We start from the raw sequence: 24,313 nt of genomic DNA on the forward strand, positions 1-24,313 counted from the left end.
GTTTTAGCTAAGAACAAGTTTTTAGGGCGCTCAGAAAAAATTCGCACAAGGCTTATGAAGAAAAAGTCTTATGCAATTCCGCGAAAGGATCCCAGTGTTTTCATTCAGAAGGCATGCAAGCGCGTCTAGTGAGTCGCTGCTTGGGAAAACGGTGGTCGAACACAGTTCGCATTACATAGGGCGGGGATTTTTCTGATGGAGTAGTACGACGTTGGCTGTGTGACATTTTTTTGTCGTGTCTGTTTGTTGATTGGCCATGTACGCCGTGTCATTTCACTCAGTTGCTGCTTGGACGCGCTCCATGTTCGGAAAGGTGTTTCGGCCCTTTTTGAGTCGAGTCGGCGAAGGTCGGCAGCTGCAGTGAGGATGGAATCATGGCTACTTTGATCGGGGTCGTCAGTCAGGTTATCGGCGAGGTCTATGCGGTGGCGGGCGATGGATCGCGGCGGCTCCTTACCGAGGGCGATCGCGTCTATGCCGGCGAGCAACTGGTCACCGGCGTCGCAGGCGCCGTGGCGTTGGATCTGCGCAATGGTCAGCAACTGACCCTCGGGCGTGACAGCAACCTGAACCTCAGCGAGCAGTTGCTGGTCCAGTCCCCCGAAGGTTCGGCGCCTGCACAGCAGGCAATCTCCGATGTACCCAGCCCAGATGACCTGACCGATGTCGAGCAGCTGCAAGCTGCCATCGAAGCCGGTGAGGACCCGACCCTGACCGCCGAGGCGCCTGCAGCAGGTCCAGGCGCAGGAGGTGGTGCAGGCGCTGGTGGCGGCGGCGGACACAGCTTCGTCCTGCTGGGTGAAACGGCAGGCGCGCTCGAGCCGATCATCGGCTTTCCGACCGAGGGCCTCAGTGCAGGGCCTGAGTTCCCAGATCCTGAGCCCTTTGTCGCAGAGGACGAAACGCCGCCCGCCATCGATTCCACCCCGGAAATAGAGGTCGAGTATCAGGACTTCGAGGGTTCGGTCGTCACTGGCCCTGCACAGGTCGATGAGCAAGCGCTGAGCACTGGCACCAATCCCTCAAGCAATGCCGAGCAATCCTCCGGAAGGTTCATCGTCACCTCGCCAGATGGCGTGTCCGCGCTGGAGGTCCTCGACTTCAATGGCATCTGGATCGATGTCACCAATGGCGGTGTGGTCCAGGGGCAGTACGGCATTCTGACCGTGGATGCCGCGGGCAACTGGACTTATACGCTTACCGCCAACACGCTGGATCACAGTAATCCGAACGCGACCGGCGCGGCGGACCAGGTTGGCGAGAGCTTTCAGGTGCGGGTGTTCGACCTGGATGGCGATGTGTCGCCGACTGTGTCACTCGATGTGCTGGTCAATGACGACGGTCCTAGCCTCGCCGAGGGTGAGGGGGCAGTGGTTTTAACGTTCGTAGACGAAGACGAGGTTACTGGCGGTGTCAGCGATGGTGATGGCGTGACGAACGTCGCCTCGGGGGCTGTTGGCGCCTTGCATGCCCTGGTCAACTTCGGTGCGGATGGTCCGGGCAGCTTTGGCCTCTCGGTCAGCCCCGCGGCGTTGTCCTCCCTCTCAGCACAAGGCCTGACATCGGGCGGTACGGCCCTGTCCTACAGCGTGGCCGGCAACCTGCTGACTGCTTCGGCCGGCGCGACCACGGTATTCACGCTGCAGGTGAATAGCGACGGCAGTTATACCTTCACCCTGGTCGGCCCGCTGGACCATCCCGTGGCCGACGGCAACGACGATGAGTTGCTGAGTCTGCCAATCGACTTCTCCGCTCTGCTTACCGCCACCGATGGTGATGGTGACTCGGTCGGTGCATTCAACAGCGGCAGCTTTGTCGTCAATGTCGAGGACGACGTGCCGGTGGCGGTGGTTGGCGAACAGCGGCCGACCATTAACCAGCTGGTGCATGAAGACCCGCTGCTAAACCCGCACCAGGGCAACAGCGAGGGTGGCCAGGTGCTGACGGCCAGTGGTGCGGCCGGGGCTTTGCACGCGCTGGTCAACTTCGGGGCCGACGGTCCGGGCAACTTTGGCTTGTCTGCAGACCTCAGCTCTCTAAGCGCTCAGAGCCTGACTTCCGGTGGCGAGGCGCTGAGCTACTCGCTGGTGGGCAGTACCCTGACCGCCAGCGTCAGCGGCTATGACGTGTTCACCCTGGTGGTGAATGCCGACGGCAGCTACCAGTTCAACCTGATGGGGCCGATCGACCATCCGCTGATGGACGGCAATGACGGCGAGACCCTGGCGGGCCTGGGCATCGACTTCTCCGGCGTACTGACTGCCACCGACGGTGACGGCGATCCGCTGGTAGGTGGCTTGCCGGCCGGCAGCTTCACCATCGATGTCGAGGACGACGTGCCGGTGGCGGTGGTTGGCGAACAGCGGCCGACCATTAACCAGCTGGTGCATGAAGACCCGCTGCAAAGCCCGCACCAGGGCAACAGCGAGGGTGGCCAGGTGCTGACGGCCAGTGGTGCGGCCGGGGCTTTGCACGCGCTGGTCAACTTCGGGGCCGACGGTCCGGGCAACTTTGGCTTGTCTGCAGACCTCAGCTCTCTAAGCGCTCAGAGCCTGACTTCCGGTGGCGAGGCGCTGAGCTACTCGCTGGTGGGCAGTACCCTGACCGCCAGCGTCAGCGGCTATGACGTGTTCACCCTGGTGGTGAATGGCGATGGTAGTTACCAGTTCACCTTGTTGGGGCCAATCGACCATCCGCTGATGGACGGCAATGACGGCGAGACCCTGGCGGGCCTGGGCATCGACTTCTCCGGCGTACTGACTGCCACCGACGGTGACGGCGACCCGCTGGTGGGCGGTTTCCCGGCCGGCAGCTTCACCATCGATGTCGAGGATGATGTGCCGGTGGCGGCCGGCGGTGAAGAGCAGCCGACCATCAACCAGTTGGTCCACGAAGATCCGCTACTAAGCCCGCATCAGGGCAACAGCGAGGGTGGCCAGGTACTGACGGCCAGTGGTGCCGCCGGGGCTTTGCACGCGCTGGTCAACTTCGGGGCCGATGGTCCGGGCAGCTTCGGCTTGTCTGCAGACCTCAGCGCTCTAAGCGCTCAGAGCCTGACTTCCGGTGGCGAGGCGCTGAGCTACTCGCTGGCGGGCAGTACCCTGACCGCCAGCGTCAGCGGCTATGACGTGTTCACCCTGGTGGTGAATGGCGATGGTAGTTACCAGTTCACCTTGTTGGGGCCAATCGACCATCCGCTGATGGACGGCAATGATGGCGAGACCCTGGCGGGCCTGGGTATCGACTTCTCCGGCGTACTGACTGCCACCGACGGTGACGGCGACCCGCTGGTAGGTGGCTTGCCGGCGGGCAGCTTCACCATCAATGTCGAGGATGACGTGCCGGTGGCGGTGGTTGGCGAGCAGCGGCCGACGATCAACCAGTTGGTGCATGAAGACCCGCTGCAAAGCCCGCACCAGGGCAACAGCGAGGGTGGCCAGGTACTGACGGCCAGTGGTGCGGCCGGGGCTTTGCACGCGCTGGTCAACTTCGGTGCCGACGGTCCGGGCAGCTTCGGCTTGTCTGCAGACCTCAGCGCTCTAAGCGCTCAGAACCTGACTTCCGGTGGCGAGGCGCTGAGCTACGCGTTGGTGGGCAGTACCCTGACCGCCAGCGTCAGCGGCTATGACGTGTTCACCCTGGTGGTGAATGCCGACGGCAGCTACCAGTTCACCCTGTTGGGGCCGATCGACCATCCGCTGATGGACGGCAATGACGGCGAGACCCTGGCGGGCCTGGGCATCGACTTCTCCGGCGTACTGACTGCCACCGACGGTGACGGCGACCCGCTGGTGGGCGGTTTCCCGGCCGGCAGCTTCACCATCGATGTCGAGGACGATGTGCCGGTGGCCCGTCTGAGTGATCAAGCCCCTGACTTGGGCAAGGTAAAAGTGGACGAGAGCCTGCCGGCCTTCGGTGGCGAGGGCGTTGATGGCATCGCCATGGCGATGCTGAGTGCGGCCGTGGTGCAGGCGCAATTCGACAGTGCCTATGGCGCCGATGGCCCTGGCACGACGGCCTATAGCCTGATGTTGACGGGCAGTGATGTGCCCAGCGGGCTGTTCGCGGTGGACGCGAGCGCGCCGGACGGCAAGGGTGCGCAGATCCTGCTCAATCAGTCGGGCCATGTGATCACCGGCAGCGTGGGCCTGGATGACTACTTCACCCTGACCATCGACCCGGCGACGGGTGCGGTGACCCTGCAGCTGCTGGACAACATCTGGCACAGCGACACCGCTGACCATGACGATGCGCAGACCCTGTTGCTCGATGCCGGTGTACTGAAACTGGTGCAGACCCTGACCGATGGCGACGGTGACAGCGACAGTGTGTCGATCGACCTGGGTGCGGCCGGAGTGTTCCGCTTCGAGGACGACGGCCCGGATGCCAGCTTGAACAAAGATGCCCCCGATCTGGGCAAGGCAGAAGTGGACGAGAGCCTGCCGGCCTTTGGCGGCGTGGGCGGTGATGGCATCGCCATGGCGGTGCTGAGTGGCGCGCTGGTGCAGGCGCAGTTCGACAGTTCCTACGGCGCCGATGGTCCCGGGACGACCAGCTATAGCCTGGCGCTGGACGGTAATGGCGTGCCCAGCGGGCTGTTCGCGGTGGACCCGAGCGCGCCGGATGGCAAGGGGGCGCAGATCCTGCTGAGTCAGGTGGGCAACGTGATCACCGGCAGCGTGGGCGCGGCGGACTACTTCACCCTGACCATCGACCCGGCGACGGGCGAGGTGACCCTGCAGCTGCTGGACAACATCTGGCACAGCGACACCGCAGACCATGACGATGCGCAGACCCTGTTGCTCGATGCCGGTGTGCTGGAGCTGGTGCAGACCCTGACCGATGGTGACGGTGACAGCGACAGCGTGTCGATCGACCTGGGCGCGGCCGGGGTGTTCCGCTTCGAGGACGACGGCCCGGATGCCAGCCTGAATGAATATGCCCCTGAGCTGGGCAAGGCAGAAGTGGACGAGAGCCTGCCGGCCTTTGGCGGCGTGGGCGGTGACGGCATCGCCATGGCGATGCTGAGTGCGGCCGTGGTGCAGGCGCAGTTCGACAGCGCCTATGGCGCCGATGGCCCTGGCACGACGGCCTATAGCCTGATGTTGACGGGCAGTGATGTGCCCAGCGGCTTGTTCGCGGTGGACGCGAGCGCACCGGACGGCAAGGGCGCGCAGATCCTGCTGAGTCAGGTGGGCAACGTGATCACCGGCAGCGTGGGCGTAGATGACTACTTCACCCTGACCATCGACCCGGCGACGGGTGCGGTGACCCTGCAGTTGCTGGACAACATCTGGCACAGCGACACCGCTGACCATGACGATGCGCAGACCCTGTTGCTCGATGCCGGTGTACTGAAACTGGTGCAGACCCTGACCGATGGCGACGGTGACAGCGACAGCGTGTCGATCGACCTTGGCGCGGCCGGGGTGTTCCGCTTCGAGGACGACGGCCCGGATGCCAGCCTGAATGAATATGCCCCTGAGCTGGGCAAGGCAAAAGTGGACGAGAGCCTGCCGGCCTTTGGCGGCGTGGGCGGTGATGGCATCGCCATGGCGGTGCTGAGTGGCGCGCTGGTGCAGGCGCAATTCGATAGTGCCTATGGCGCCGATGGCCCTGGCACGACGGCCTATAGCCTGATGTTGACGGGCAGTGATGTGCCCAGCGGCTTGTTCGCGGTGGACGCGAGCGCACCGGACGGGAAGGGTGCGGAGATCGTGCTCAATCAGTCGGGCCATGTGATCACCGGCAGCGTGGGCCTGGATGACTACTTCACCCTGACCATCGACCCGGCGACGGGTGCGGTGACCCTGCAGCTGCTGGACAACATCTGGCACAGCGACACCGCTGACCATGACGATGCGCAGACCCTGTTGCTCGATGCCGGTGTACTGAAACTGGTGCAGACCCTGACCGATGGCGACGGTGACAGCGACAGCGTGTCGATCGACCTGGGCGCGGCCGGGGTGTTCCGCTTCGAGGATGATGGGCCGGTACAGTCGGGTAGCTATGGTCAGCGGCCTACTGTGTCCGGGACTGTGCACGAAGATGCCCTGACCCTGGTGGATGGGGCGCCGCATGAGGGCAACGATGAAGGCGGCCAGTCCACGACTGCGTCTGGCGGTGCAGGTACCCTCAATGCGTTGGTCAATTTTGGCGCCGATGGGCCCGGCGACTTCGGCTTGTCCGACAGCCCGGCGGCCATCAACTCCATGGTGGCGCAAGGCCTGACCTCTGATGGGACACCCCTGAGCTATAGCGTGGTGGGCAACCTGCTGACGGCAAGCGCGGGCGCTCAAACCATCTTCACCCTGCAGGTCAATGCGGACGGCAGCTACAGCTTCAGTCTGCAAGGACCGTTGGATCATCCTCAACCTGGCAGTACCGATGACGGTCAGTTGCTCGGCTTGCCGATCGATTTCTCCGGCGTGTTGACTGCCACCGACGGCGACGGTGACCCAGTCGGCGGCTTCGAGGCGGGCAGCTTCACCATCGACGTCGAGGACGATGTGCCGCTGGCGCAGAATGACAGCGCAAGCGTGCTGGCAGGGCAGAGTAAGGACTTCAATGTGGCCTTCGTCCTGGACTTCAGCGGCAGCATTAATGACGCCGAGTTGAACCAGATGTTGCAGGCGGTGCGGGCAGCTGGGCAGGCGCTGTTCAACGGAACTCCCGGAGCGGTGAACATCAAGCTGGTCGCCTTCTCGGCGACGGCGACCTCTTACGCACAAGTCACGGATTTCGCTTCTCTGAACAGCTTGATCGCCAGCCTCAATCCTGCTGAGGGGGGGACACGTCCGTTCAATGGTCAGACGGACTTTACCGACGCGATCATCGAAACCATGGGCGCCTATAGCCCGATTCCGGGCTGGAGCAATCAGGTGTTCTTCATCAGCGATGGCAATCCGAATCAGCAGACCGGGCCGGGAGGCACCTCGCTGACTACACCGGTGGCCACCGCATGGAATAGCTTCGTCAACGACAACGGCATCAGCGTCACCTCGATCGGCGTCGGTAATGGCATCAGCCTGGCGCGCCTGCAGGATATCGACGTGGATGGCGAAGGGGCACCTATCCTGGTCGGCGACTTCGATGACCTGATCGATACCTTGGTCGGGCAGGTGCTCGGTGATGTGGTGTCCGGCAACGTGCTGCTCGGCAACGACAATGCGGTCGGTGGCGGTGACGACGACGCCTTCGGCGCCGATGGCCCTGGCTACATACAGTCCATCGAAATCAATGGCATCACCTATACATGGGATGGCGTGGGCACCATCGTCGCCAGTAGCGGGCCGAATATCGCGGGCAGTCAGCTGAGTGATATCACCACGGCGCAAGGTGGCAAGCTGTCCTTCAACTTTGCCACGGGAGCCTGGATTTACCAGGCGCCTTCCGGCATCAACGGCGACAAGGTCGAGGCCTTCAACTACACCATTGTCGACAACGATGGTGATCCGGCCAACGCCACCTTGACCGTCTATGTGGAAGACCAAAGCCCGGTGGTCGCACGGGTCGATGAAGATGAGCTGCCTGGGGGAATCACCGATCTCGATGCGGTCAACACGGTTGCTGCAGGCAGCTTGGTCGACTTGCTTGTAGGTCCGCCGGCAACTACAGCACAGTTCTCCCTGTCCACTGACACCAGTGGCTTGGCGATGGCGACGTCCGCGGGTGTGGCGTTGGTCTACTCGGTATCTGGCGACACCCTGACTGCAACGGCGGGGCCAGGCGGCGCCGTGATCTACACCTTGCAGGTGCAAGCCAACGGCGATTACACCTTCAATCTGCTAGGGCCTCTCGATCATCCACTGAATAACAGTGATGACAACGAACTGCTGACCTTCAACTTCGCCAGCATCCTTCAGGCGAGTGATGGCAGCGACCCACTGGCACTGGCTGGCGGTTTCCTGGTGCATATCGAGGACGATGTGCCGGTAGTCCACGGTATTCAAGACGGCATTATGGGGAACTTTGCCGGAACCCTGCATGGCGTTGCGGACATCGACTTTGGTGGCGACGGTTTCGGCGCCTTCCACCTGTCTGGTGTCGCACCCAATGCGCACATCAATTACAACACGGTGGATAACCCGGACGGCTCCTCGGTACTGACTGCGACCATCAACGGCAGTGGCGAAACCTTCTTCATCCTGACGATGAATGTCGACGGCACCTACGACTTCAATCTGGTGACGCCTAGTCCCACGATGGAGACGACGAAGTCTCTGATTGGGCTCACCCCGGGAGGTCCAGTACCTACGTTGGTCTTGCCGATCAATGGGGTGACGGCGACCTTCACCGAGTTGGCCTCCAGTCCAGCCACCGGGGGCATCAACTCGTCTACGCCGGGCTTGGGCATCGACAACAATCATGTTGATAGCGGCGAGCTATTGAAGGTGGCTTTCAATACGAACGTCGTAAATACCCGCTTTACCCTGAATAACCTTAGAAACAGTGGTCCTCACGTGGACTCGCTGACTTGGGCAGTATTCAGTGCCGGCGTGTTGATCGCCTCGGGTACGTGGACCCCTCCACCTGGAACAGGTCAGAGCACTACCACGGTGTTCGATATCCTGGACCCAATCGCTGGCTCCACGATGACCTATGACAATCCCAACGACCCAGCCGACATATTGGCCAACGGCTTCGACGAAATTCGTCTCGGAGCTGCAAGTGGGGACTCATACCGCCTCTTGTCGATCACGGTCACCGAGGAAATATTCCCAGACGATGCCAACCTGAGTTTCAACCTGGATGCAACGGATGGCGACGGCGATGCGATTCCTACCACCAGCTTTAGCGTATCCGTGGAAGGAACTGGTTCTCCGGCCGCCGGCTTTACCTTGAATGGCACTGCCGCGGACGAGGTGCTGCTTGGCAGTACCGGCAACGACACCCTGATCGGCGGTGAGGGCGACGATGTGCTGATTGGGGGCCTGGGCAACGACACGCTGACCGGCGGCGGAGGCGCTGACACGTTCAAGTGGCTGCTAGGGGAAACCGGAACCGATACCGTCACGGACTTCGCCAAGGGCTTCAATTCCGGAGGCGATCGACTGGATCTGTCGCAGTTGCTGGTGGGTGAAAACGGCTCGGCGGGGGATCTCGGTAATCTGCTGAGTTACATCGATATATCTACCGATTCGCTGGTAGGGACGGCGGCGCTCGACACGGTTATCAAGGTCGATGCATCGGGTGGTGGGAATTTCGCGACGCCAGACCAGACGATAGTGCTGCAGGACGTCAACTTGTTCGCCAGTTATTCGGTGGGGTCAGAGGCCGATGTAATCCTCAATATGCTCGCCGACGGTACGTTGAAGGTCGATACGGTCTAATCTGCAGGCATAGAGCCGGCCCGCCACCCCAGGGTGGCGGGCCTTCTTTTGAGCAGTAGCAGGAGGCATCCATGGTCTACGTACAGCGCGATGAGCGACGGCGGATCTTGCGAGTGGAGCAGGAGCCGTTCGACAGCATGAGCCAAAGCATGCCGGCGGACGATCCGGAAGTGCAGGCCTGGCTCGCCAGTCATGCGTTGAACAATCGCCTGGTGGCGCTGCAGCAGTCCGACCTGGAGATGATCCGCGTGCTGGAGGATGTGGTCTCGGCGCTGGTCAGTCGCGGTGTCATTCGTTACACGGACCTGCCGGAGGCGGCGCGGCGTAAGCTGAGCCAGCGTGCGGAAACCCGGGCCGAACTCGAGGGTCTCGGCAGCTTGCTCGGCGGTGACGAGCCGCCGCTGCGATGAGGTCTCTATGGCGTCTGCCAGGGCGCTGGTAGTCCGATAAGGCGGCCCATGGCGCCGTCGATGCCCATCTCTTCTAGTACTTCCAGTTCGCCTTCGGTCTCTACCATCTCGGCCAGCAACGGCAGGTCGATGCTGTTGGTGGCGCGGAAGATTGCCTCGATGAACAGGCGCTTGTCACTTTCCCGGTCGATGGCGCGGATATAGCTGCCGTCGATCTTCAGGTAGGCCAGGCCGAGGTGGGTCAGGTTGCCGATCAGGCTGAAATGACCGCCGAAGTGCTGCAGCCCCAGGCGGCAGCCGGCATCGCGCACAGCCTGGCTCAGAGCTTCCAGTTCCGGTGGCGGTGGCAGATGGTGTTCGTCGACTTCGAGGGTGAGCAGTTCGGCTTGTTGGGGGTGTTGCTTGAGGACGGCCAGCAGACGCGAGAAGTTCTCGGGTTCGCGCAGGGTGGTGGCCGAAAGGCTGAGCGCCACCGGATGCGCGTGGCGGCTGAGGTGGGCGAGGCAGTGCTTGAGCATGACCAGGTCGAAGCGCGCGGCCCAACCCAGGCGCTCGATCCAGGGCAGGAAACGGCCCGCCACGATGGTCTCGCCACGCGGTCCCAGCAGCCGTGCCAATACCTTGTGGTGCAGAATCGTGGTGCGATCGGCACAGGCCACCACCGGCTGCAGGTAGAGGCGCAGCTTGTTCTGGCTCAGGGCATCGTCGAGCCATTCGCGCCAGTCATGCAGGCCCTGGTTGGGCTGACCCTCGGAGTACTCCAGGCGTTGCCAAGGCTTGCCAGGCTCGCCGAACGCCTGGGCCTGGGCCAGGGCCTGATCGGCGCGTCCCAGCACCTGGGCGACATCTTCGCCCGGGCGGAAGGCGGCGATGCCGATGTAGGCCACCGGCGCGCAGTCGCTCGCCCCGGTTTCGCGCAAGCTTTCCAAACCCTCAGTGAGTTCATAGGCCAGTTGTTCGGCGTCTTCGCCGCTCAGGCCCGGTGCCAGCAGGCTGAACTCGGCGCCGCGGCTTCGCGAGGCCAGCCAGGCCTTGCGATTGGGGCGGTCGAGCAGGCGCTTGAGCAGCTCGCCGATGGCCGTCAGCAGGGCATCGGCGTGCGGGCCGCCAAAGCGTTCGTTGAGTCCGCCCAGGTCGTTGATCCGCAGCAGGGTGAGATACCCCTCGGTGTGGTGTTCCTGGCTGTCCAGCTGATTGGTCAGGCGAATCTCGAACAGGCGACGGTTGGCCAGGCCGGTGAGGCTGTCCTGATAGGCCTCCTCGCGCAGCCGTTCACTGCGCGCAGCCTCTTCCGCGAACAGCGCCTTGAGCTTGTCGACCATCTGGTTCATCGCCAGGACCACGCGCTTGAGCTCGGGCGTGCGCGGCACCTTGGGCAGGGTGATGAACTCGCGGCGGGTGATCGCCTGGGCCTGCTGCACCATAGTGTCCAGCGGGCGCAGCTGGGTGCGCAGCAGCCAGCCACCGAGAATCGCACTGATAAGGCCGCAAAGCATCAGCCAGGCCAGGCTGCCGAGGGCGCCGTTCCAGAGCTTGGCGAGGGCGAATCGGGGGTGGCTGAGCACTTCGACCCGGGCGGCCTGCTCCCAACCCCGCATGATCAAGGCGTCGCCCGCCTGGGGACGAAGGTCGACCAGTTCGGCGAACCATGTAGGCACCTCGCCGATAGCGCTGGCCGCCTGCCGTTCGACCATGACCTGCTCGCCGGGGATGCCGACCACGCGGATGCTGGTGAAGTAGCCGCTGTCGAAAATCGAGGTGACCATCAGTTCCAGCATGGCCGGGTCGTCCACATGGGGCGCCATCGACAGGCCCAGGGCGGTGGCGGCGTCTTGTGCATGGGCGCGCAGCTGGCTGATCAGCTGCTCCCGTGAGCTCTCCAGGCTGACGACGAAACTGCCGCTGAAGGCCACCATAAGGAACAGGCAGATGGCGAGAAATAGCTGTTTGAGCAGGGACATGGCGGTCTCCTAGCCGTCGCCAATGGCGAAGCCTTCAGTGCGCATTTTTTCCAGCAGGTCCTGCCAGCGAGAAAGCCGTTTGGCGTCGCCTTTCTTGTCGCGGCCGCCCGGTAGGTACAGACCTTCGGCATTGAAGGCGTAGACCGGAAGCAGGTCCTTGCGTTGGGAGGCCGGGCGGATTTCGTTGATCAGGTTGTCCAGCACCAGGGGTTCGGCAGCAGGGCTTGTGTAGTAGGTCAGTACCATGTGTGCCTGGTTCAGACGCAGCGCCTTGACGTAGGTGATGCGCAGCTTGTCGCTGGGAACGCCTAGGCGGCGCAGGGTGAAATACTTGGCGATGGAGTAGTCCTCGCAGTCTCCGGCCCCCTGGACCAGGGCCTCGATCGGCGTGGCCCAGTAGTCGACCTGCTGCCAGGTGCGGATATCGTCGACGAACCGCAACTGGCGGTTGAAGAAGCTATTGACCGCGCTGAGCATTTCCCTTTCCGGCAGATTGCCGCTGGCCTTGATCAACTCGTCCCAGGCTCCAATCCGTTGTTTGGCGGTGCCGAGTTCGCCGTAGCGGCGTTCGGCATTCTGCAGGATGAGCTCGAAGTCCCAGTTGGCCAGGGCGCTGGTGAGCCCGACAAGCAACACGCAGGCGCCAAGCCACAGCGCGGGCAGGCGCGGGCTCCGTCCTTGAATGCGCTGCCGTTGCCGCATATGCCGCGCCTCTGCAGAAGATGAAGCTAGTCTAGGCGCTGGCGAGGCGTTTCGCCGTCTTTGCGTGGGCCAGGCCGCGAGTTGGCGATGATCGAACGCCCGGAGATCAGGGGTTGGGCAGGGTCTTCTGCTTGAGGATATAGAGGCTGACCAGAACTGCGCTGGTGAGCATAAAGGCACGTGCCCAGGGCAGCGGCACCAGGTAGCAGGAGAAGGCGATGCTCAGCCACATCAGAGCCAGGGCGTAGACCTTGGCCCGGCGCGGGATGCCCTGGCCCTCGAGGTAGTCGCGAATCCAGGGGCCCAGGTGGGGGTGGCAGACCAACCAGCGGTAGAAGCGCTTGGAGCTGCGCACGAAGCAGGCCGCAGCCAGGAGCAGGAAGGGCGTGGTCGGCAGCACCGGCAGGAAGATGCCCACCACACCGAGCACGACGCACAGCCAGCCCACCGCAAGCAGGGCGTAGCGCACGCTGCGGTGGTTGCTTTCGCGGATATCGCTATGCGCCATGGCGCAGTCGCTTAGTGATGGCGCGGCTTGAGCAGGGCCGGCTTCTCTTCCGGGGCATGGCACAGCAGGAACAGGGCGGTCAGCAGTTCGGGGATCTGCTCGACCATGCTGTCGACCAGGTCTTGGTCGCGGGCGATTTCGGCAAATTCCGGCTGCTCGTCAAACAGGCCCGAGCCGACCATGATCGGCAGCAGCAGTTCGCTGACTTCGTCTTCGGCGTCTTCGAACCAGGTCGCCTCGCGCAGGAATACCCCTTCCATGAAGCCGATGCACCAGCCGCGCAGGTCGGAATCGTCCGGATCCTCGCCCAGGTCGAGCTCGCACGGCATCTCCGGGTCATCGTCGCTGGCCAGTTGCCGGGCGATGTGGGCCTTGAGCTGCAGCAAGGTCGCTTCGATTTCGTCGCGCTCGGCGTCACTGCGATAGTGCGGCGGCTCGGCGAACAGGGCGTCGATCCACTCACGCTCCGGAATCGGCTCCGCGCAGATCGACAGGGCAGTGAGATAGCCATGGGCAGCCACGTAGTCCAGGGCCTCTTCATGCAGCTCATCGGCATCTAGAAAGGCTTGCAGGCGGGACAGTTGCTCGGCAAAGGACATCGTGGGGGCTACCTTGAAGGAGTGTACGAGGCTGAATTTTAGCCCGGATCACCCTGCATAGGCGCGCGCCCCGCAGTTTTTTTTCGCCGCACGCCTTTTACGAAACCGGCCAATCCCGGTGCCCCGCGGGAAACTTTTGGGAGTCGCGGTGACCTGCGCTCGGTATCGCCGATGGGCGTGGACCTGCGTGGCTGGCGGCTGACGTATAATGCGCGGCTTTGTCACGGCGCCAAGGCGTCGCGCCCACGCCGATGGGCGCTCTCGGGGTCGGTTCAGGGATGGGCTCGGCCCCGCCAACATGGAGTTCCTATGCTCGAACAGGCCCAGCGCATTCTCAAAGACATCTTCGGCTACGATGCCTTCCGGGGGAATCAAGGTGCGATCATCGAGCGCGTGGCGAGCGGCGGCGATGCCCTGGTGCTGATGCCCACCGGCGGCGGCAAGTCGCTGTGCTTCCAGGTGCCGGCGCTGCTGCGCGAGGGCCTGGCGGTGGTGGTGTCGCCGCTGATCGCCTTGATGGACGACCAGGTCGCCACCCTCGACGAATTGGGCGTCGCCGCGGTGGCGCTGAACTCCACCCTGGACGCCGATGCCCAGCGCGAGATCGCCGAACGCATCAAGCGCGGCGAAATCAAGCTGCTCTACCTGGCCCCCGAGCGTCTGGTCCAGCCGCGCATGCTGGCGTTCCTGCAGCGCCTGCAGATCGCCCTGTTCGCCATCGACGAAGCCCACTGCGTGTCGCAGTGGGGACACGACTTCCGCCCCGAGTACCTGCAATTGGGGCAGCTCGCCGAGCTGTTTCCCGAGGTGCCGCGCATCGCCCTGACCGCCACGGCGGACATGCGCACCCGCGAAGAGATCATCAACCGCCTGCACCTGCAGCAGGCCGAGCGCTTCCTGTCGAGCTTCGACAGGCCGAATATCTTCTACCGCATCGTGCCCAAGGAGCAGCCACGCAAGCAGCTGCTGGCGTTCCTGGCCGCGCGCAAGGGCGACGCGGGCATCGTCTACTGCCTGTCGCGCAAGAAGGTCGAGGAAGTCGCCGCCTTCCTCTCCGGGCAGGGCTTCCCGGCGCTGCCCTACCACGCCGGGCTGAGCAATGAACTGCGCGCCTACCACCAGAAGCGCTTTCTCAACGAGGAGGGGCTGATCATGGTGGCGACCATCGCCTTCGGCATGGGCATCGACAAGCCCAACGTGCGTTTTGTCGCCCACCTCGACCTGCCCAAGTCGCTGGAGGCCTACTACCAGGAAACCGGTCGTGCCGGTCGCGACGGTCTGCCAGCGGATGCCTGGATGGCCTATGGCCTGCAGGATGTGATCTTTCTCAAGCAGATGCTCAACAATTCCGAGGGCGACGAGCGCCACAAGCGGGTCGAGCAGCACAAGCTCGACGCCATGCTCGCCCTGTGCGAGGAAACCCGCTGCCGACGCCAGGTGCTGCTGGCCTACTTCGACGAGGAACTGCCGCAGCCGTGCGGGCATTGCGACACCTGCACCGACGCGGCGGAGACCTGGGACGCCACCGAGCCGGCCCGCCAGGCCCTGTCGGCGATCTACCGCAGCGGTCAGCGCTATGGCGTCGGCCACCTGGTCGACCTGTTGCTCGGTCGCGACAACGACAAGGTGCGCGGCCTCGGTCATCAGCACCTGACGGTGTTCGGTGTCGGCAAGGCGCTCGGCGAGAGCGAGTGGCGTTCGCTGTTTCGCCAGCTGGTGGCGCGCGGCCTGGCCGACGTCGACCTCGAAGGCTACGGCGGGCTGCGCCTGTCGGATAGTTGCCGGCCCTTGTTGCGCGGCGAAGTGAACCTGCAGCTGCGCCGCGATCTCAAGCCTCAGCACAGCGCCAAGGGCTCCAGCAGCGCCGCCAGCCAGCTGGTCCGGGGCGAAGAGCGCGAGCAGTGGGAGGCGTTGCGCGCCTTGCGTCGCAAGCTGGCGGAGGAGCATGGGGTGCCGCCCTACGTGATATTCCCGGACGCCACGCTGTTGGAAATGCTGCGCAGCAAGCCCGGCAGCCTGGCGGAAATGGCCCAGGTCAGCGGCGTCGGTGCGCGCAAGCTGGAACGTTACGGCGAGGCCTTCCTCGACGTGCTGGGCGGCGCGGAGCAAGCGCCGCCGGTGGTGGTCGATCTGCGGCATGAGCTGGTCAGCCTGGCGCGCGCCGGGATGACGCCGACGCAAATTGCCGGCCAGCTCAAATGCAGCGAGAAGAACGTCTACAGCCTGCTGGCCGAGGCAATCGGTCGGCAGCAACTGTCCCTGGAACAGGCGCTGGATCTGCCCGAGGAGCTGCTCGGCGAGCTGCAGGACGCCTTCCTGGACGGTGAAGGCGAGCTGCCGCCGGTTGGCGCAATCCTTCCGCTGTTCGCCGGGCGTCTGGAGGAGGGTGTGCTGCACTGCGTACGTGCGGCGTTGCAGGCCGAGTTCGAGGTCTGAGGTCGCCTGGGGCTGTGTCGGGGGATAGGCGTTTTATTTCTGGCGTCGTAATATCGACGACCCTGCCGAGGCGCAGGGCCCACGCAAGTCTGACCAGTAGAGGTAACGGTGGCGCACCCGGATGCTTGGTTGGATGAGGTTCACCCCAGCCCCTATGCCGAGCAGCTTGCCCAGGGCTTTCGCGCCTTGCGCTTCGGACCCGCGCTCGAACGCGAGTACCGGGTCTATGTCCTGCAAGACAGTCTGGTGCTCAAGCGTATCGCCCTGAGCGTTGCCATGGTGCTGTGGCTGGCGTTCGCGGCATTGGACTTCGTGATGGTTCAAGGTCCGCAAGTATGGGGGATGCTCGGCGTTCGCCTGGTGGTCTTTGCCCTGTTGGCGATTTGTGCCTGGCCGATGTTTCGCCGCGACTGCCTGCGGCTGACGCTGCCCTTGAGCCTGCTGTGCATCCTGGCCCTCGGCGTGGGCGCCGCCTTGGTGGTCGGCATCGCTCATCGGGCCGACCCGACGTACCCCTATGAGGGGCTGCTGCTGATCAGCATGGGGGCCTACTTCCTGATCGGCTTGCGTCTGGGCGAAGCGGCCGGCTGTGCCTTGCTGGTACTCCTCAGTTATGTGGCAGCCGAACTCTGGGCCGGTCTGGCGACGCCGCAGCTGATCAATAACTGCGTGTTTCTGCTGTTCAGCAACCTGATCGGCGCCGTCGGCTGCTACCTGCTGGAGTTCAAGTCGCGCGAACATTTTTTGATCAGTCGCCTGATGCGCATCCTGGCCGACCACGACAGTCTGACTGGGCTGAACAACCGCCGCAGTTTCAATCGTCAGTTCGAGCGGCTGCGCCGTCAGGCCCAGCGTGAGGGGCGCTCCCTGGCGTTGCTGCTTTGTGACATCGATCATTTCAAAGCCTACAACGACTGCTACGGCCATCAGGCCGGCGACGGTGTTCTGCAGCAGGTCGCCAGCCTGCTGCAAGCAGTGGGGCGTCGCCCGCTGGATATGGCGGTGCGCCTGGGCGGCGAGGAGTTCGCCGTGCTCCTTTACGACATAGGCCATAAAGAGGCGCGTCAGCGCGCGGAAGTGTTGCGATCCAGCCTGGAGCAGCTGGGTATTCGGCATGAGCGCTCGGACACCGCAAGCATGCTGACCATGTCTATTGGTGTCGCCTGCTTTTTGCCCGGCGGAGAGGGCGGTTTCGCGCAGTTGTACGAGCATGCCGACCGCGCGCTTTACGAGGCCAAGGCCTTCGGCCGCAACCAGGTCGTGGCCTAGCACGGTCGCTTGGCCGCTTTTGCCCCAGGGTCTGACGCGGTTGGTGAATGCCGCGGCGGCAGCCCGGGTGCTAGCATCGCCCTGGTCTTTCCCGCGAGGCCACCCAAGATGGAGCGCTTGATTCAGGACGACGGCCAGCCGCACTACGGCATCTTCACTACGCCGCCTAAGCGGATCAACTACCGCGATTTCGATTTTCGCTCGCCCATGGGCCGGCGCCTGGGAGCCCTGGCCAAGTGGCGGCGCTTCCACCAGTTTCAGTATTTCGGCTTGATCAGCGAGCAGCTGATCGTCGGGTGCGCCCTGGCCAACCTGAGCCTGGCCGGCATCGGGTTCGTCTACCTGTTCCATCCCCCCAGCGGGCGCATGATCGAACGGCAGTTCAAGTTGCCATTCGGCTTCGGCACGCACTTTTCCCAGCAACCGGACGATGGCCTGTGCGAACTGCGCAGCGGCCGCAACCTGCTGCGCCTGGAAAATCGACCGAGTCCGAAGGAGAAGCGCCTGCTGGTCGAGCTGGACGACGGAACCCGGATCGATGCCTGCTTCTCCGAGGACGAACCGCGCTTCCAGCCCATGTGCATCAGCACGCCTGCCGCGGTGAACGGCTGGGTCTATGCGCAGAAGGTGGCCGGGGTGCGCTGCGCCGGGGAGGTCAGAAGCAGCCTGGGTGACTTCGATCTGCAGCGCCTCGGCGCTTTTGCCCACCACGATTGGTCGGCCGGCTACATGCGTCCGGAAACCCACTGGAACTGGGCTTGTCTCTCGGGCCAGGTCGCCGGCCGGCGGCTCGGCCTGAATTTGTCCTGCGGGGTGAACGAGACCAGCTACACCGAGAACTGCTACTGGCTGGATGGCGAGTTGCTCAAGGTCGATACGGTGCGCTTCGCCTTCGACCGACAGCGGCCGTTGCACCCCTGGTGCATCAGTTCCCAGGACGGTCAGGTGGCGCTGCGGTTCGAGGCGCGCGGGCAGCATCAGGAACGCATGAACCTGGGTATTCTGGCCAGCAACTTCAAGCAGATATTCGGTCAGTTCAGCGGCGTGCTGCGTCCGCCGGGGCGTGACGAGGTGCCGGTCGCCAATCTGTGGGGCTTTGTCGAAGATCAGTATGTGAGGTGGTGAACCCTTCGTAGGGGTTGCCCTCGGAACAGGGTTCTGATTAGCTTACTAATTATTAGTATTTGATGATTATAAGAGCTATCCATGTCGCAGACCGATCAACACCGTTTCGCCATGCAAATCGCCCAGCTATCCCGCGCCTGGCGCGCCGAGCTGGATCGCCGCCTGGTTGGACTCGGACTCTCCCAGGCCCGCTGGCTGGTGCTGCTGCACCTGGCCCGTTTCGAAGAATTGCCGACCCAGCGCGAGCTGGCGCAGAGCGTCGGCGTCGAGGGGCCGACCCTGGCGCGCCTGCTCGACAGTCTCGAGGCCCAGGGCTTGGTGAGCCGTCAGGCCGTCCCGGAGGATCGCCGGGCCAAGAAGATCTGCCTGAGTCCGCAGGCCCAGCCACTGATCGAGAAGATCGAGGCGATCTCCACCCAGTTGCGCAAGGAGTGTTTTGCCGGCATCGAGGAGGAGGAGCTGCGCCGCTGCCAGCAGGTACACGCAAGGATTCTGGGCAACCTGGAAAAGCGTTAATGGCCGAAGACCTGCAAACCCTGCAGGAGCGCTTCGGCGCGCGCTATCCGCGCTGGCTGCTGGGCGTGCTGATGATAGGCAGCATGGCCATGGTGGTGGCCTCGACCACCATCAACGTGGCTTTGCCGGCGATCATGGCGGACTTCGCCATTGGTCGGCCGGTGGCGCAGTGGTTGTCCACCGGTTTCCTCGCGGCGATGACCGCCGGGCTGCTGTTGGCCGCCTGGGCGCACGCGCGCTGGGGCGCCCGGCGCACGGCGCAGATAGGCCTGGGCCTGTTCATTCTCACCTCGCTGCTGGCCGTGCAGGCCCAGGAGGCCTGGCAGCTGATTGCCTTGCGCATCGTGCAAGGCCTGTGCGCCGGAATCGTCCAGCCATTGGCCATGGTGCTGATTTTTCGCGTGTTCGCCGATGGCGGGCGGGGCATGGCCCTGGGGCTGTACGGCCTCGGGGTGATGGTGGCACCCACCCTGGGGCCGAGCATGGGCGGTTATCTGGTCGACCATTTTGGCTGGCCGGCGGTGTTCTGGCTGCCGTTGCCGTTGTGTGGGCTGGCATTGCTGGGAGGGCAGTGGCTGCTGCCCAATCAGCGGGAGAAAAGCACGCCATTGCTGGACATTGCCGCCTTCGCGCTGCTGTGCGTGGCGCTGTTCGCCTCCCTCGGTGCCCTGGCCGAGGCGCAGCGCTTCCCCTGGGAGGCGCCGCGGGTCTGGCTCCCTGGATTGGTCGGGCTGCTGGCCTGCGCCGGCTTCTTCGCCCGCAGCCGGCGCAGTGTGCGTCCCCTGCTGCCGCTGAACTTGTGGCGGCATCGGGGATTTCGCAGCGCCAGTTGGGTCGCGCTGACCCTGGGGCTGGGGTTGTATGGCTCGACCTATCTGATCCCGCTCTACCTGCAGACGATCCAGGGCTACGGCGCTGGCCTGGCGGGATTGCTGCTGCTGCCCACCGGCGTGTTGATGGGGGCGGCGTCTTTCACCGGCGGTTGGCTGAGCGATCGAGCCTCAGCGCCGCTGTTGCTGGGCGGTGGTTTGCTGATATTTGCCCTGTCCTGCGCTGGGCTCGGCTGGCTCGAGCAGGGGGCGTCGTTCATTCTCCTGTGCTTCTGGGCCTGTGTCGGGCGGATCGGTCTCGGCCTGTTGCTGCCAGCACTGAGTACCGGCTCGCTGGATATCCTCAGCCCGCAGGAGCTGGCTCAGGGCGCCGGCGCCATCACCTTCGTGCGGCAGTTGGGTGGTGCCATCGGGGTCAACCTGCTGACGTTCTTTCTCGAGTGGCGGCATGGGGCCGAGGGCGGCCATGGTGTGGCCGAGGCGCAGGCTTTCCAGCAGAGCTTCTGGTTGATGGCAGCAGTTTTTGCCCTCACCGTGCTGGCCGCCGGGGGCGTTCGCCAAGCTGCGCGCTGAGCGTTAAAGAAAACGGCTCAGTTAATCGCGGGTCTTTCCTGCTTTCTTGTCCGCTGGCCATATGCTGTGCCGCTGTTTGGCCACTAAACTGCGCAAAGTCGATAAATGTGACCATACTCACTGTTAAGCCGGGCTCGACACGGAGTGTTGTTCCCGGCGAACTATTTGCTTAACCACCTGACTCCACCACTCACAGGACGTGTAAAGCCGAGGGCTAACCAGTGGTGAGAATGTTCAGGTCGGAGTTTCCGGGGGAGGTCATATGGCTCGGGTTCGCCACTTACTGCTTGGCCTGGCATCCAGTTCCGCGCTCTATTCTGGCCTGGTGCCCGCCTTGGGGTTGGGTGAAATCACCCTGCATTCGGCGTTGAATCAACCGCTCGAAGCGGACATCGAGCTGCTTGAGGTCGATGACCTGGGTGCCGATGACCTCAAGGTCAGGCTGGCGCCGGCTGAGGTGTTCAGCCGCTCGGGCGTCGATCGCCTGTACTTTCTCAATGATCTCAGGTTTACCCCGCTGCTGCGTGGCGGCAGTGGCGTCATCCGGGTCCGCTCGAACCAGCCGGTGCGCGAGCCCTATCTGAACTTTATCGTCGAAGTGGCTCGGCCCAATGGCCGTTTGCTTCGCGAATACACCCTGTTGCTCGATCCGCCAGGCTCATCGGCCTACCGCACCGTTGCTGTGGCGCCGGCGGCGCCAGTCACTCGGGTTCGGGCAAAGCTGGATGTCGCCTCCGCGGTGCCAAGCGCCTCGCGACCCAAGCCGGCGGCGAGCTTGGACGCGCGCTATCAAGTGGTGCGCGGCGACAGCCTGTGGAAGATTGCCGCGCGCTTGCGCACCGAAGGCAGTCAGGCGTCCCAGCAGGCGCTGATGGACGAGATTCATGCGCTCAATCCCCAGGCCTTCGCCGGTGGCGATGCCAACCGCTTGCTGGCCAACGTCGAGTTGCTGCTGCCCGATTCGGCCGCAGCGGTGCAGCAGACCCGGACCGCCGACGCGGCGCCGGAACCGGCAGTCGAGTCTCAGGTCGCTACGGCTGCCGAGGCGCCAGCGTCTGAACCCCTCGATCCGCAGATCGAGCTGATCCTCCAAACGCAGCGTCGCGTGGAGCAGGAACTGGCCGCCCAGGCCGCGGAAACGCTGCAGTTGCAGCAGCAGTTGGCCGAGGCCCAGGCCCAGGTCCAGCAGTTGCAGGCGCAGATGGACAGCAAGGATCAGCAGCTTGCGGTGCTGCAGGCCCAGTTGGCCGATGCCGGCCAGCTCAGCCAGGCGCAACCCGTTGTCGCGCCGCAAACGGCCGAGGCGCCGGTGCTGGCCGAGTCAGGCGCGCCCGATGCCATTCAGGGGCGTAACTGGGTCGGGGCCGGCTTTGCCGCGCTGCTGCTGTTGCTGGCAAGCATTGCCGGTTTGTTGTGGCGTTCGAGCCGCCGCCATGCCGAGAAAGTGGCTGAGGCGCAGACGAAGTTGGAGCCTCAGGTCGTTGCGATGGACGCTGACGAAGACACCGACCTGTCACCTGCTGTGCAGCAGCCGAAGGTGGCCCGCCAGAAACCTCAGGTCCAGGTGCCGGCCGCCGCGCCGGTCCGTCAGGCACCGGCTGCCGACGCCCTGGAGGGTGTCGATATCTACATTGCCTATGGTCGCTTCGGCGAAGCAGCCGCGGTGCTGCGCGATGCCCTCGACGCTCAGCCGGAGCGCAATGATCTGCGCTTTCGCCTGATGGAGGTGTTGGCCCAGCAGGGTGATGTGCAGGGCTTTGCCGAACAGGAAGCGATCTTTCGCGAAGACGGGGACAGCGCATCGTCCGTCGACGAACTCAAGACCCGCTACCCGCAACTGGGCACCGAGCCGGCGATCGACGCCCTGGAGGATGCGGTGCTCGACTTCGAGGATGCCCCCGTACCGGCGAAGTCGTCGGCACCGGTGTCCAGCGCTGAAGAGTTGGAAGATTTTCAGCTCAACCTGGACGACCTGTCGCTGGACGCCGACTGGGATCTGGTCACCCCGTTCGAGTCTCCTGCTAGCAAGAAGGCGGCGGCGGATGACGAGCAGAAAGCGCAGATTGACGATGCTCCGCGCCTAGGCAGCCCCTTCGCCGGTTCGATGCTGGTCGAGGAGGCACCGGCCGAGGACTGGTCGCAGGACGAGCTGGACGAGAATTTCCGCAGCCAGCCGCAAGTATCCGACAGCCCCTTGATGCTTGAACTCGACCATCTGGCGAGTGACCCGGAGAACCTCACCAAGCTCAACCTGGCGCTGGCCTATATCGAACAGGGCAGCCTCGAAAGCGCCCTCGATATTCTCAACGAAGTGATCAGCGAGGGTGACGAGGCGCAAAAGCAGCAAGCCCTCGAGTTGCTGGCAAAAATCGCCTGACGGCGCTCGCCGAAGGTAGCCAAACAGAAAGGCCCGTCCAAGTTCAGCTGGACGGGTTTTTTTCTGCCCGTGCCTACCGCAACGAGCCTATCATCGCGCGCTCGTTTCATACCCGGAGAACGCTCATGTCCAGTCCCAAGGCCGAAGTGGTGATCACCTACTGTACTCAGTGTCAGTGGTTGCTCCGCGCCGCCTGGCTGGCTCAGGAGCTGCTGTCGACCTTCGCCGACGACCTGGCCAGGGTCAGTCTGGAGCCCGCCACCGGTGGAACCTTTCGCATCACCTGCGACGGCGTGCAGATCTGGGAGCGCAAGGCCGATGGTGGCTTTCCCGAGGCCAAGGTGCTCAAGCAACGGGTGCGTGACCATATCGATCCGCAGCGTGATCTGGGCCATAGCGACCGCCCGCGCGACGCCTGATCAGCGTGCCAGGCGCGCCGAGGCGAAGATTGCCAGGATGATCAGGCAACCACCGGCGAACATGCGTACCGTCGGCACCTCCTGGAACAGCCACCAGGCGAAGGCGATGCCGTAGACCGGCTCCAGGGCGAAGATCACCGCCGCGCTGCGCGCCTTGATCACCCGCAGGCTGGCGACGAACAGGCTGTGGGCCAGGCCCGTGCAGAGCACCCCGAGCATGGCCAACCAGAACCAGTCGCGCCCGCTCAAGTCCGATAGCAGGGGCCAGGCCACGGGGGTGAAGCAGGCCAGTACGGTGAGGCTCTGCCACAGCGCGGCCTGTACCGGATCGACGCCACGGGTGCTGGCGCGGTTGAGCAAGGACAGCAAGGCGAACAGCAAGCCTGAGAGCACGGCCCACAGCAGCCCGGCCGTGCCCTCACTGGCCAGGTCGAAGTGGGGGGTGACCAGAACCAACCCCAGGCAGACCACGCCGACCATCAGGTATTCGCTGGGGCGGGTGCGCTCGCGAAACAGTAAGCCTTCCAGCAGCACGGTGAAGGCCGGAAAGCTGGCAAAGCCGAGGGTGGCAATGGCCACGCCGGAGACGTTCACCGCCTGAAAGAAGGTCATCCAATGGGTGCCCAGCAGGAGTCCGCCGAGTATCAGCAGGCCCAGTTGGGCCGTGCTGGGGCGGTTTCCACGGGCCTGGCCGAACAGTTGGGCGAACAGGACCAGGGCCAGCACGGCGAACAAGGCTCGACCGACGGCTATGGCGAGCGGCGCGCTATCGGCCAGCTTGCCGAAAATTCCCGAAAGGCCGAACAGCAGGGCACCCAGGTGAATCGCAAGCAATGCCCGGCGTTCGTTCATGCCAGGCGCGCGCCATTGGGCAGCGGCTTGTCGAAGCTGGCCAGCACCACCTTGTTGTCGGCGTCATAGACGCCGGTCACCAGAATTTCCGAGCGCACGCCGGCGATGCGCTTGGGGGCGAAGTTGCACACGCACAGGACCTGGCGACCGATCAGCTCGTCGCTGCCGTAGTGGGCGGTGAGCTGGGCGCTGGAGGTTTTCACCCCGAGTTCGCCGAGGTCGACCCGCAGCACATAAGCGGGCTTCATTGCCTTCTCGTTCGGTTCGGCGGACAACACGGTACCCACGCGCAACTCCACTCGCTGAAAATCGTCCCATTCGATGTACTGCATAGCGCCTCCAGGTCTGCTGTTGCTGGCAGTCTAGGGGACGTGCAGGGACGATGTCTGTCGCGGGACTCGCGC

At 64.0% G+C, this 24,313-nt stretch carries 15 protein-coding genes; 9 read left to right on the forward strand and 6 right to left on the reverse strand.

Annotated features, from left to right (window positions below; genetic code table 11):
- Positions 1 to 374 precede the first annotated feature (374 nt).
- Positions 375 to 9,332, forward strand: a complete 8,958-nt coding sequence (locus KDW96_RS20210) for a retention module-containing protein (protein WP_255838000.1) — start codon at positions 375 to 377, stop codon at positions 9,330 to 9,332.
- Positions 9,333 to 9,403: 71 nt separating this feature from the next.
- On the forward strand, positions 9,404 to 9,742 hold the full coding sequence (locus tag KDW96_RS20215; RefSeq protein ID WP_255838001.1) for a tryptophan synthase subunit beta: 339 nt from the start codon (positions 9,404 to 9,406) through the stop codon (positions 9,740 to 9,742).
- Positions 9,743 to 9,747: 5 nt separating this feature from the next.
- Here the strand turns inward: KDW96_RS20215 and lapD are convergent, their stop codons facing one another.
- From lapD to KDW96_RS20235, 4 genes are all read right to left on the reverse strand, one after another.
- Positions 9,748 to 11,703, reverse strand: coding sequence for a cyclic di-GMP receptor LapD (gene lapD, locus KDW96_RS20220; protein WP_255838002.1), 1,956 nt, complete (start codon positions 11,701 to 11,703; stop codon positions 9,748 to 9,750).
- 9 nt (positions 11,704 to 11,712) lie between these two features.
- Positions 11,713 to 12,405 (reverse strand): cysteine protease LapG, encoded by a 693-nt coding sequence (gene lapG, locus KDW96_RS20225; protein WP_255838003.1) that lies wholly within the window; start codon positions 12,403 to 12,405, stop codon positions 11,713 to 11,715.
- 106 nt (positions 12,406 to 12,511) lie between these two features.
- Complete coding sequence (locus KDW96_RS20230; RefSeq protein ID WP_255838004.1) at positions 12,512 to 12,913, reverse strand: YbaN family protein; 402 nt, start codon at positions 12,911 to 12,913, stop codon at positions 12,512 to 12,514.
- Positions 12,914 to 12,924: 11 nt separating this feature from the next.
- Positions 12,925 to 13,512: a UPF0149 family protein gene (locus KDW96_RS20235; RefSeq protein WP_255838005.1), complete on the reverse strand. Its 588-nt coding sequence runs from the start codon at positions 13,510 to 13,512 to the stop codon at positions 12,925 to 12,927.
- Between the two features lie 309 nt (positions 13,513 to 13,821).
- On the opposite strand from KDW96_RS20235, the gene recQ reads away from it, so the two are divergent.
- The 7 genes from recQ (at position 13,822) to KDW96_RS20270 (ending at position 23,057) form a co-directional block, all read left to right on the forward strand.
- Positions 13,822 to 15,948 carry a DNA helicase RecQ gene (gene recQ / locus KDW96_RS20240; protein WP_255838006.1) on the forward strand — a complete coding sequence of 709 codons (2,127 nt, stop codon included), beginning with the start codon at positions 13,822 to 13,824 and terminating at the stop codon, positions 15,946 to 15,948.
- A 129-nt stretch (positions 15,949 to 16,077) separates the two neighbouring features.
- Positions 16,078 to 17,217: a GGDEF domain-containing protein gene (locus KDW96_RS20245; protein ID WP_255838007.1), complete on the forward strand. Its 1,140-nt coding sequence runs from the start codon at positions 16,078 to 16,080 to the stop codon at positions 17,215 to 17,217.
- A 108-nt stretch (positions 17,218 to 17,325) separates the two neighbouring features.
- Complete coding sequence (locus KDW96_RS20250; protein WP_255838008.1) at positions 17,326 to 18,342, forward strand: DUF2804 domain-containing protein; 1,017 nt, start codon at positions 17,326 to 17,328, stop codon at positions 18,340 to 18,342.
- A gap of 81 nt (positions 18,343 to 18,423) precedes the next feature.
- The gene (locus KDW96_RS20255; protein ID WP_255838009.1) at positions 18,424 to 18,858 is read left to right on the forward strand and encodes a MarR family transcriptional regulator; all 435 of its coding nucleotides are present in this window, start codon (positions 18,424 to 18,426) and stop codon (positions 18,856 to 18,858) included.
- Positions 18,858 to 20,261: a DHA2 family efflux MFS transporter permease subunit gene (locus KDW96_RS20260; protein WP_255838010.1), complete on the forward strand. Its 1,404-nt coding sequence runs from the start codon at positions 18,858 to 18,860 to the stop codon at positions 20,259 to 20,261. Before KDW96_RS20255 ends, KDW96_RS20260 begins: the two co-directional genes overlap by 1 nt.
- A 325-nt stretch (positions 20,262 to 20,586) precedes the next feature.
- Positions 20,587 to 22,638: a FimV/HubP family polar landmark protein gene (locus KDW96_RS20265; RefSeq protein WP_255840580.1), complete on the forward strand. Its 2,052-nt coding sequence runs from the start codon at positions 20,587 to 20,589 to the stop codon at positions 22,636 to 22,638.
- 125 nt (positions 22,639 to 22,763) lie between these two features.
- Positions 22,764 to 23,057 (forward strand): Rdx family protein, encoded by a 294-nt coding sequence (locus tag KDW96_RS20270; RefSeq protein WP_255838011.1) that lies wholly within the window; start codon positions 22,764 to 22,766, stop codon positions 23,055 to 23,057.
- On the opposite strand, the gene KDW96_RS20275 is transcribed toward KDW96_RS20270, so the two are convergent.
- Both KDW96_RS20275 and KDW96_RS20280 read right to left on the reverse strand, forming a co-directional pair.
- Positions 23,058 to 23,909 carry a DMT family transporter gene (locus tag KDW96_RS20275; RefSeq protein ID WP_255838012.1) on the reverse strand — a complete coding sequence of 284 codons (852 nt, stop codon included), beginning with the start codon at positions 23,907 to 23,909 and terminating at the stop codon, positions 23,058 to 23,060.
- Positions 23,906 to 24,241 carry a tRNA-binding protein gene (locus tag KDW96_RS20280; protein WP_255838013.1) on the reverse strand — a complete coding sequence of 112 codons (336 nt, stop codon included), beginning with the start codon at positions 24,239 to 24,241 and terminating at the stop codon, positions 23,906 to 23,908. The genes KDW96_RS20275 and KDW96_RS20280 overlap by 4 nt, the downstream gene beginning before the upstream one ends.
- Between the last annotated feature and the right edge of the window lie 72 nt (positions 24,242 to 24,313).

The sequence above is a fragment of the Pseudomonas benzenivorans genome (assembly GCF_024397895.1).
GTDB classification, from domain to species: domain Bacteria; phylum Pseudomonadota; class Gammaproteobacteria; order Pseudomonadales; family Pseudomonadaceae; genus Aquipseudomonas; species Aquipseudomonas benzenivorans_A.

Coding starts and splice junctions, on each gene's coding strand:
- KDW96_RS20260 (WP_255838010.1), top strand. CDS start 18,858: ATGGCCGAAGACCTGCAAACCCTGCAGGAGCGCTTCGGCGCGCGCTAT.
- recQ (WP_255838006.1), top strand. CDS start 13,822: ATGCTCGAACAGGCCCAGCGCATTCTCAAAGACATCTTCGGCTACGAT.
- lapD (WP_255838002.1), bottom strand. CDS start 11,703: ATGTCCCTGCTCAAACAGCTATTTCTCGCCATCTGCCTGTTCCTTATG.
- lapG (WP_255838003.1), bottom strand. CDS start 12,405: ATGCGGCAACGGCAGCGCATTCAAGGACGGAGCCCGCGCCTGCCCGCG.
- KDW96_RS20210 (WP_255838000.1), top strand. CDS start 375: ATGGCTACTTTGATCGGGGTCGTCAGTCAGGTTATCGGCGAGGTCTAT.
- KDW96_RS20235 (WP_255838005.1), bottom strand. CDS start 13,512: ATGTCCTTTGCCGAGCAACTGTCCCGCCTGCAAGCCTTTCTAGATGCC.
- KDW96_RS20280 (WP_255838013.1), bottom strand. CDS start 24,241: ATGCAGTACATCGAATGGGACGATTTTCAGCGAGTGGAGTTGCGCGTG.
- KDW96_RS20275 (WP_255838012.1), bottom strand. CDS start 23,909: ATGAACGAACGCCGGGCATTGCTTGCGATTCACCTGGGTGCCCTGCTG.
- KDW96_RS20255 (WP_255838009.1), top strand. CDS start 18,424: ATGTCGCAGACCGATCAACACCGTTTCGCCATGCAAATCGCCCAGCTA.
- KDW96_RS20215 (WP_255838001.1), top strand. CDS start 9,404: ATGGTCTACGTACAGCGCGATGAGCGACGGCGGATCTTGCGAGTGGAG.
- KDW96_RS20250 (WP_255838008.1), top strand. CDS start 17,326: ATGGAGCGCTTGATTCAGGACGACGGCCAGCCGCACTACGGCATCTTC.
- KDW96_RS20230 (WP_255838004.1), bottom strand. CDS start 12,913: ATGGCGCATAGCGATATCCGCGAAAGCAACCACCGCAGCGTGCGCTAC.
- KDW96_RS20270 (WP_255838011.1), top strand. CDS start 22,764: ATGTCCAGTCCCAAGGCCGAAGTGGTGATCACCTACTGTACTCAGTGT.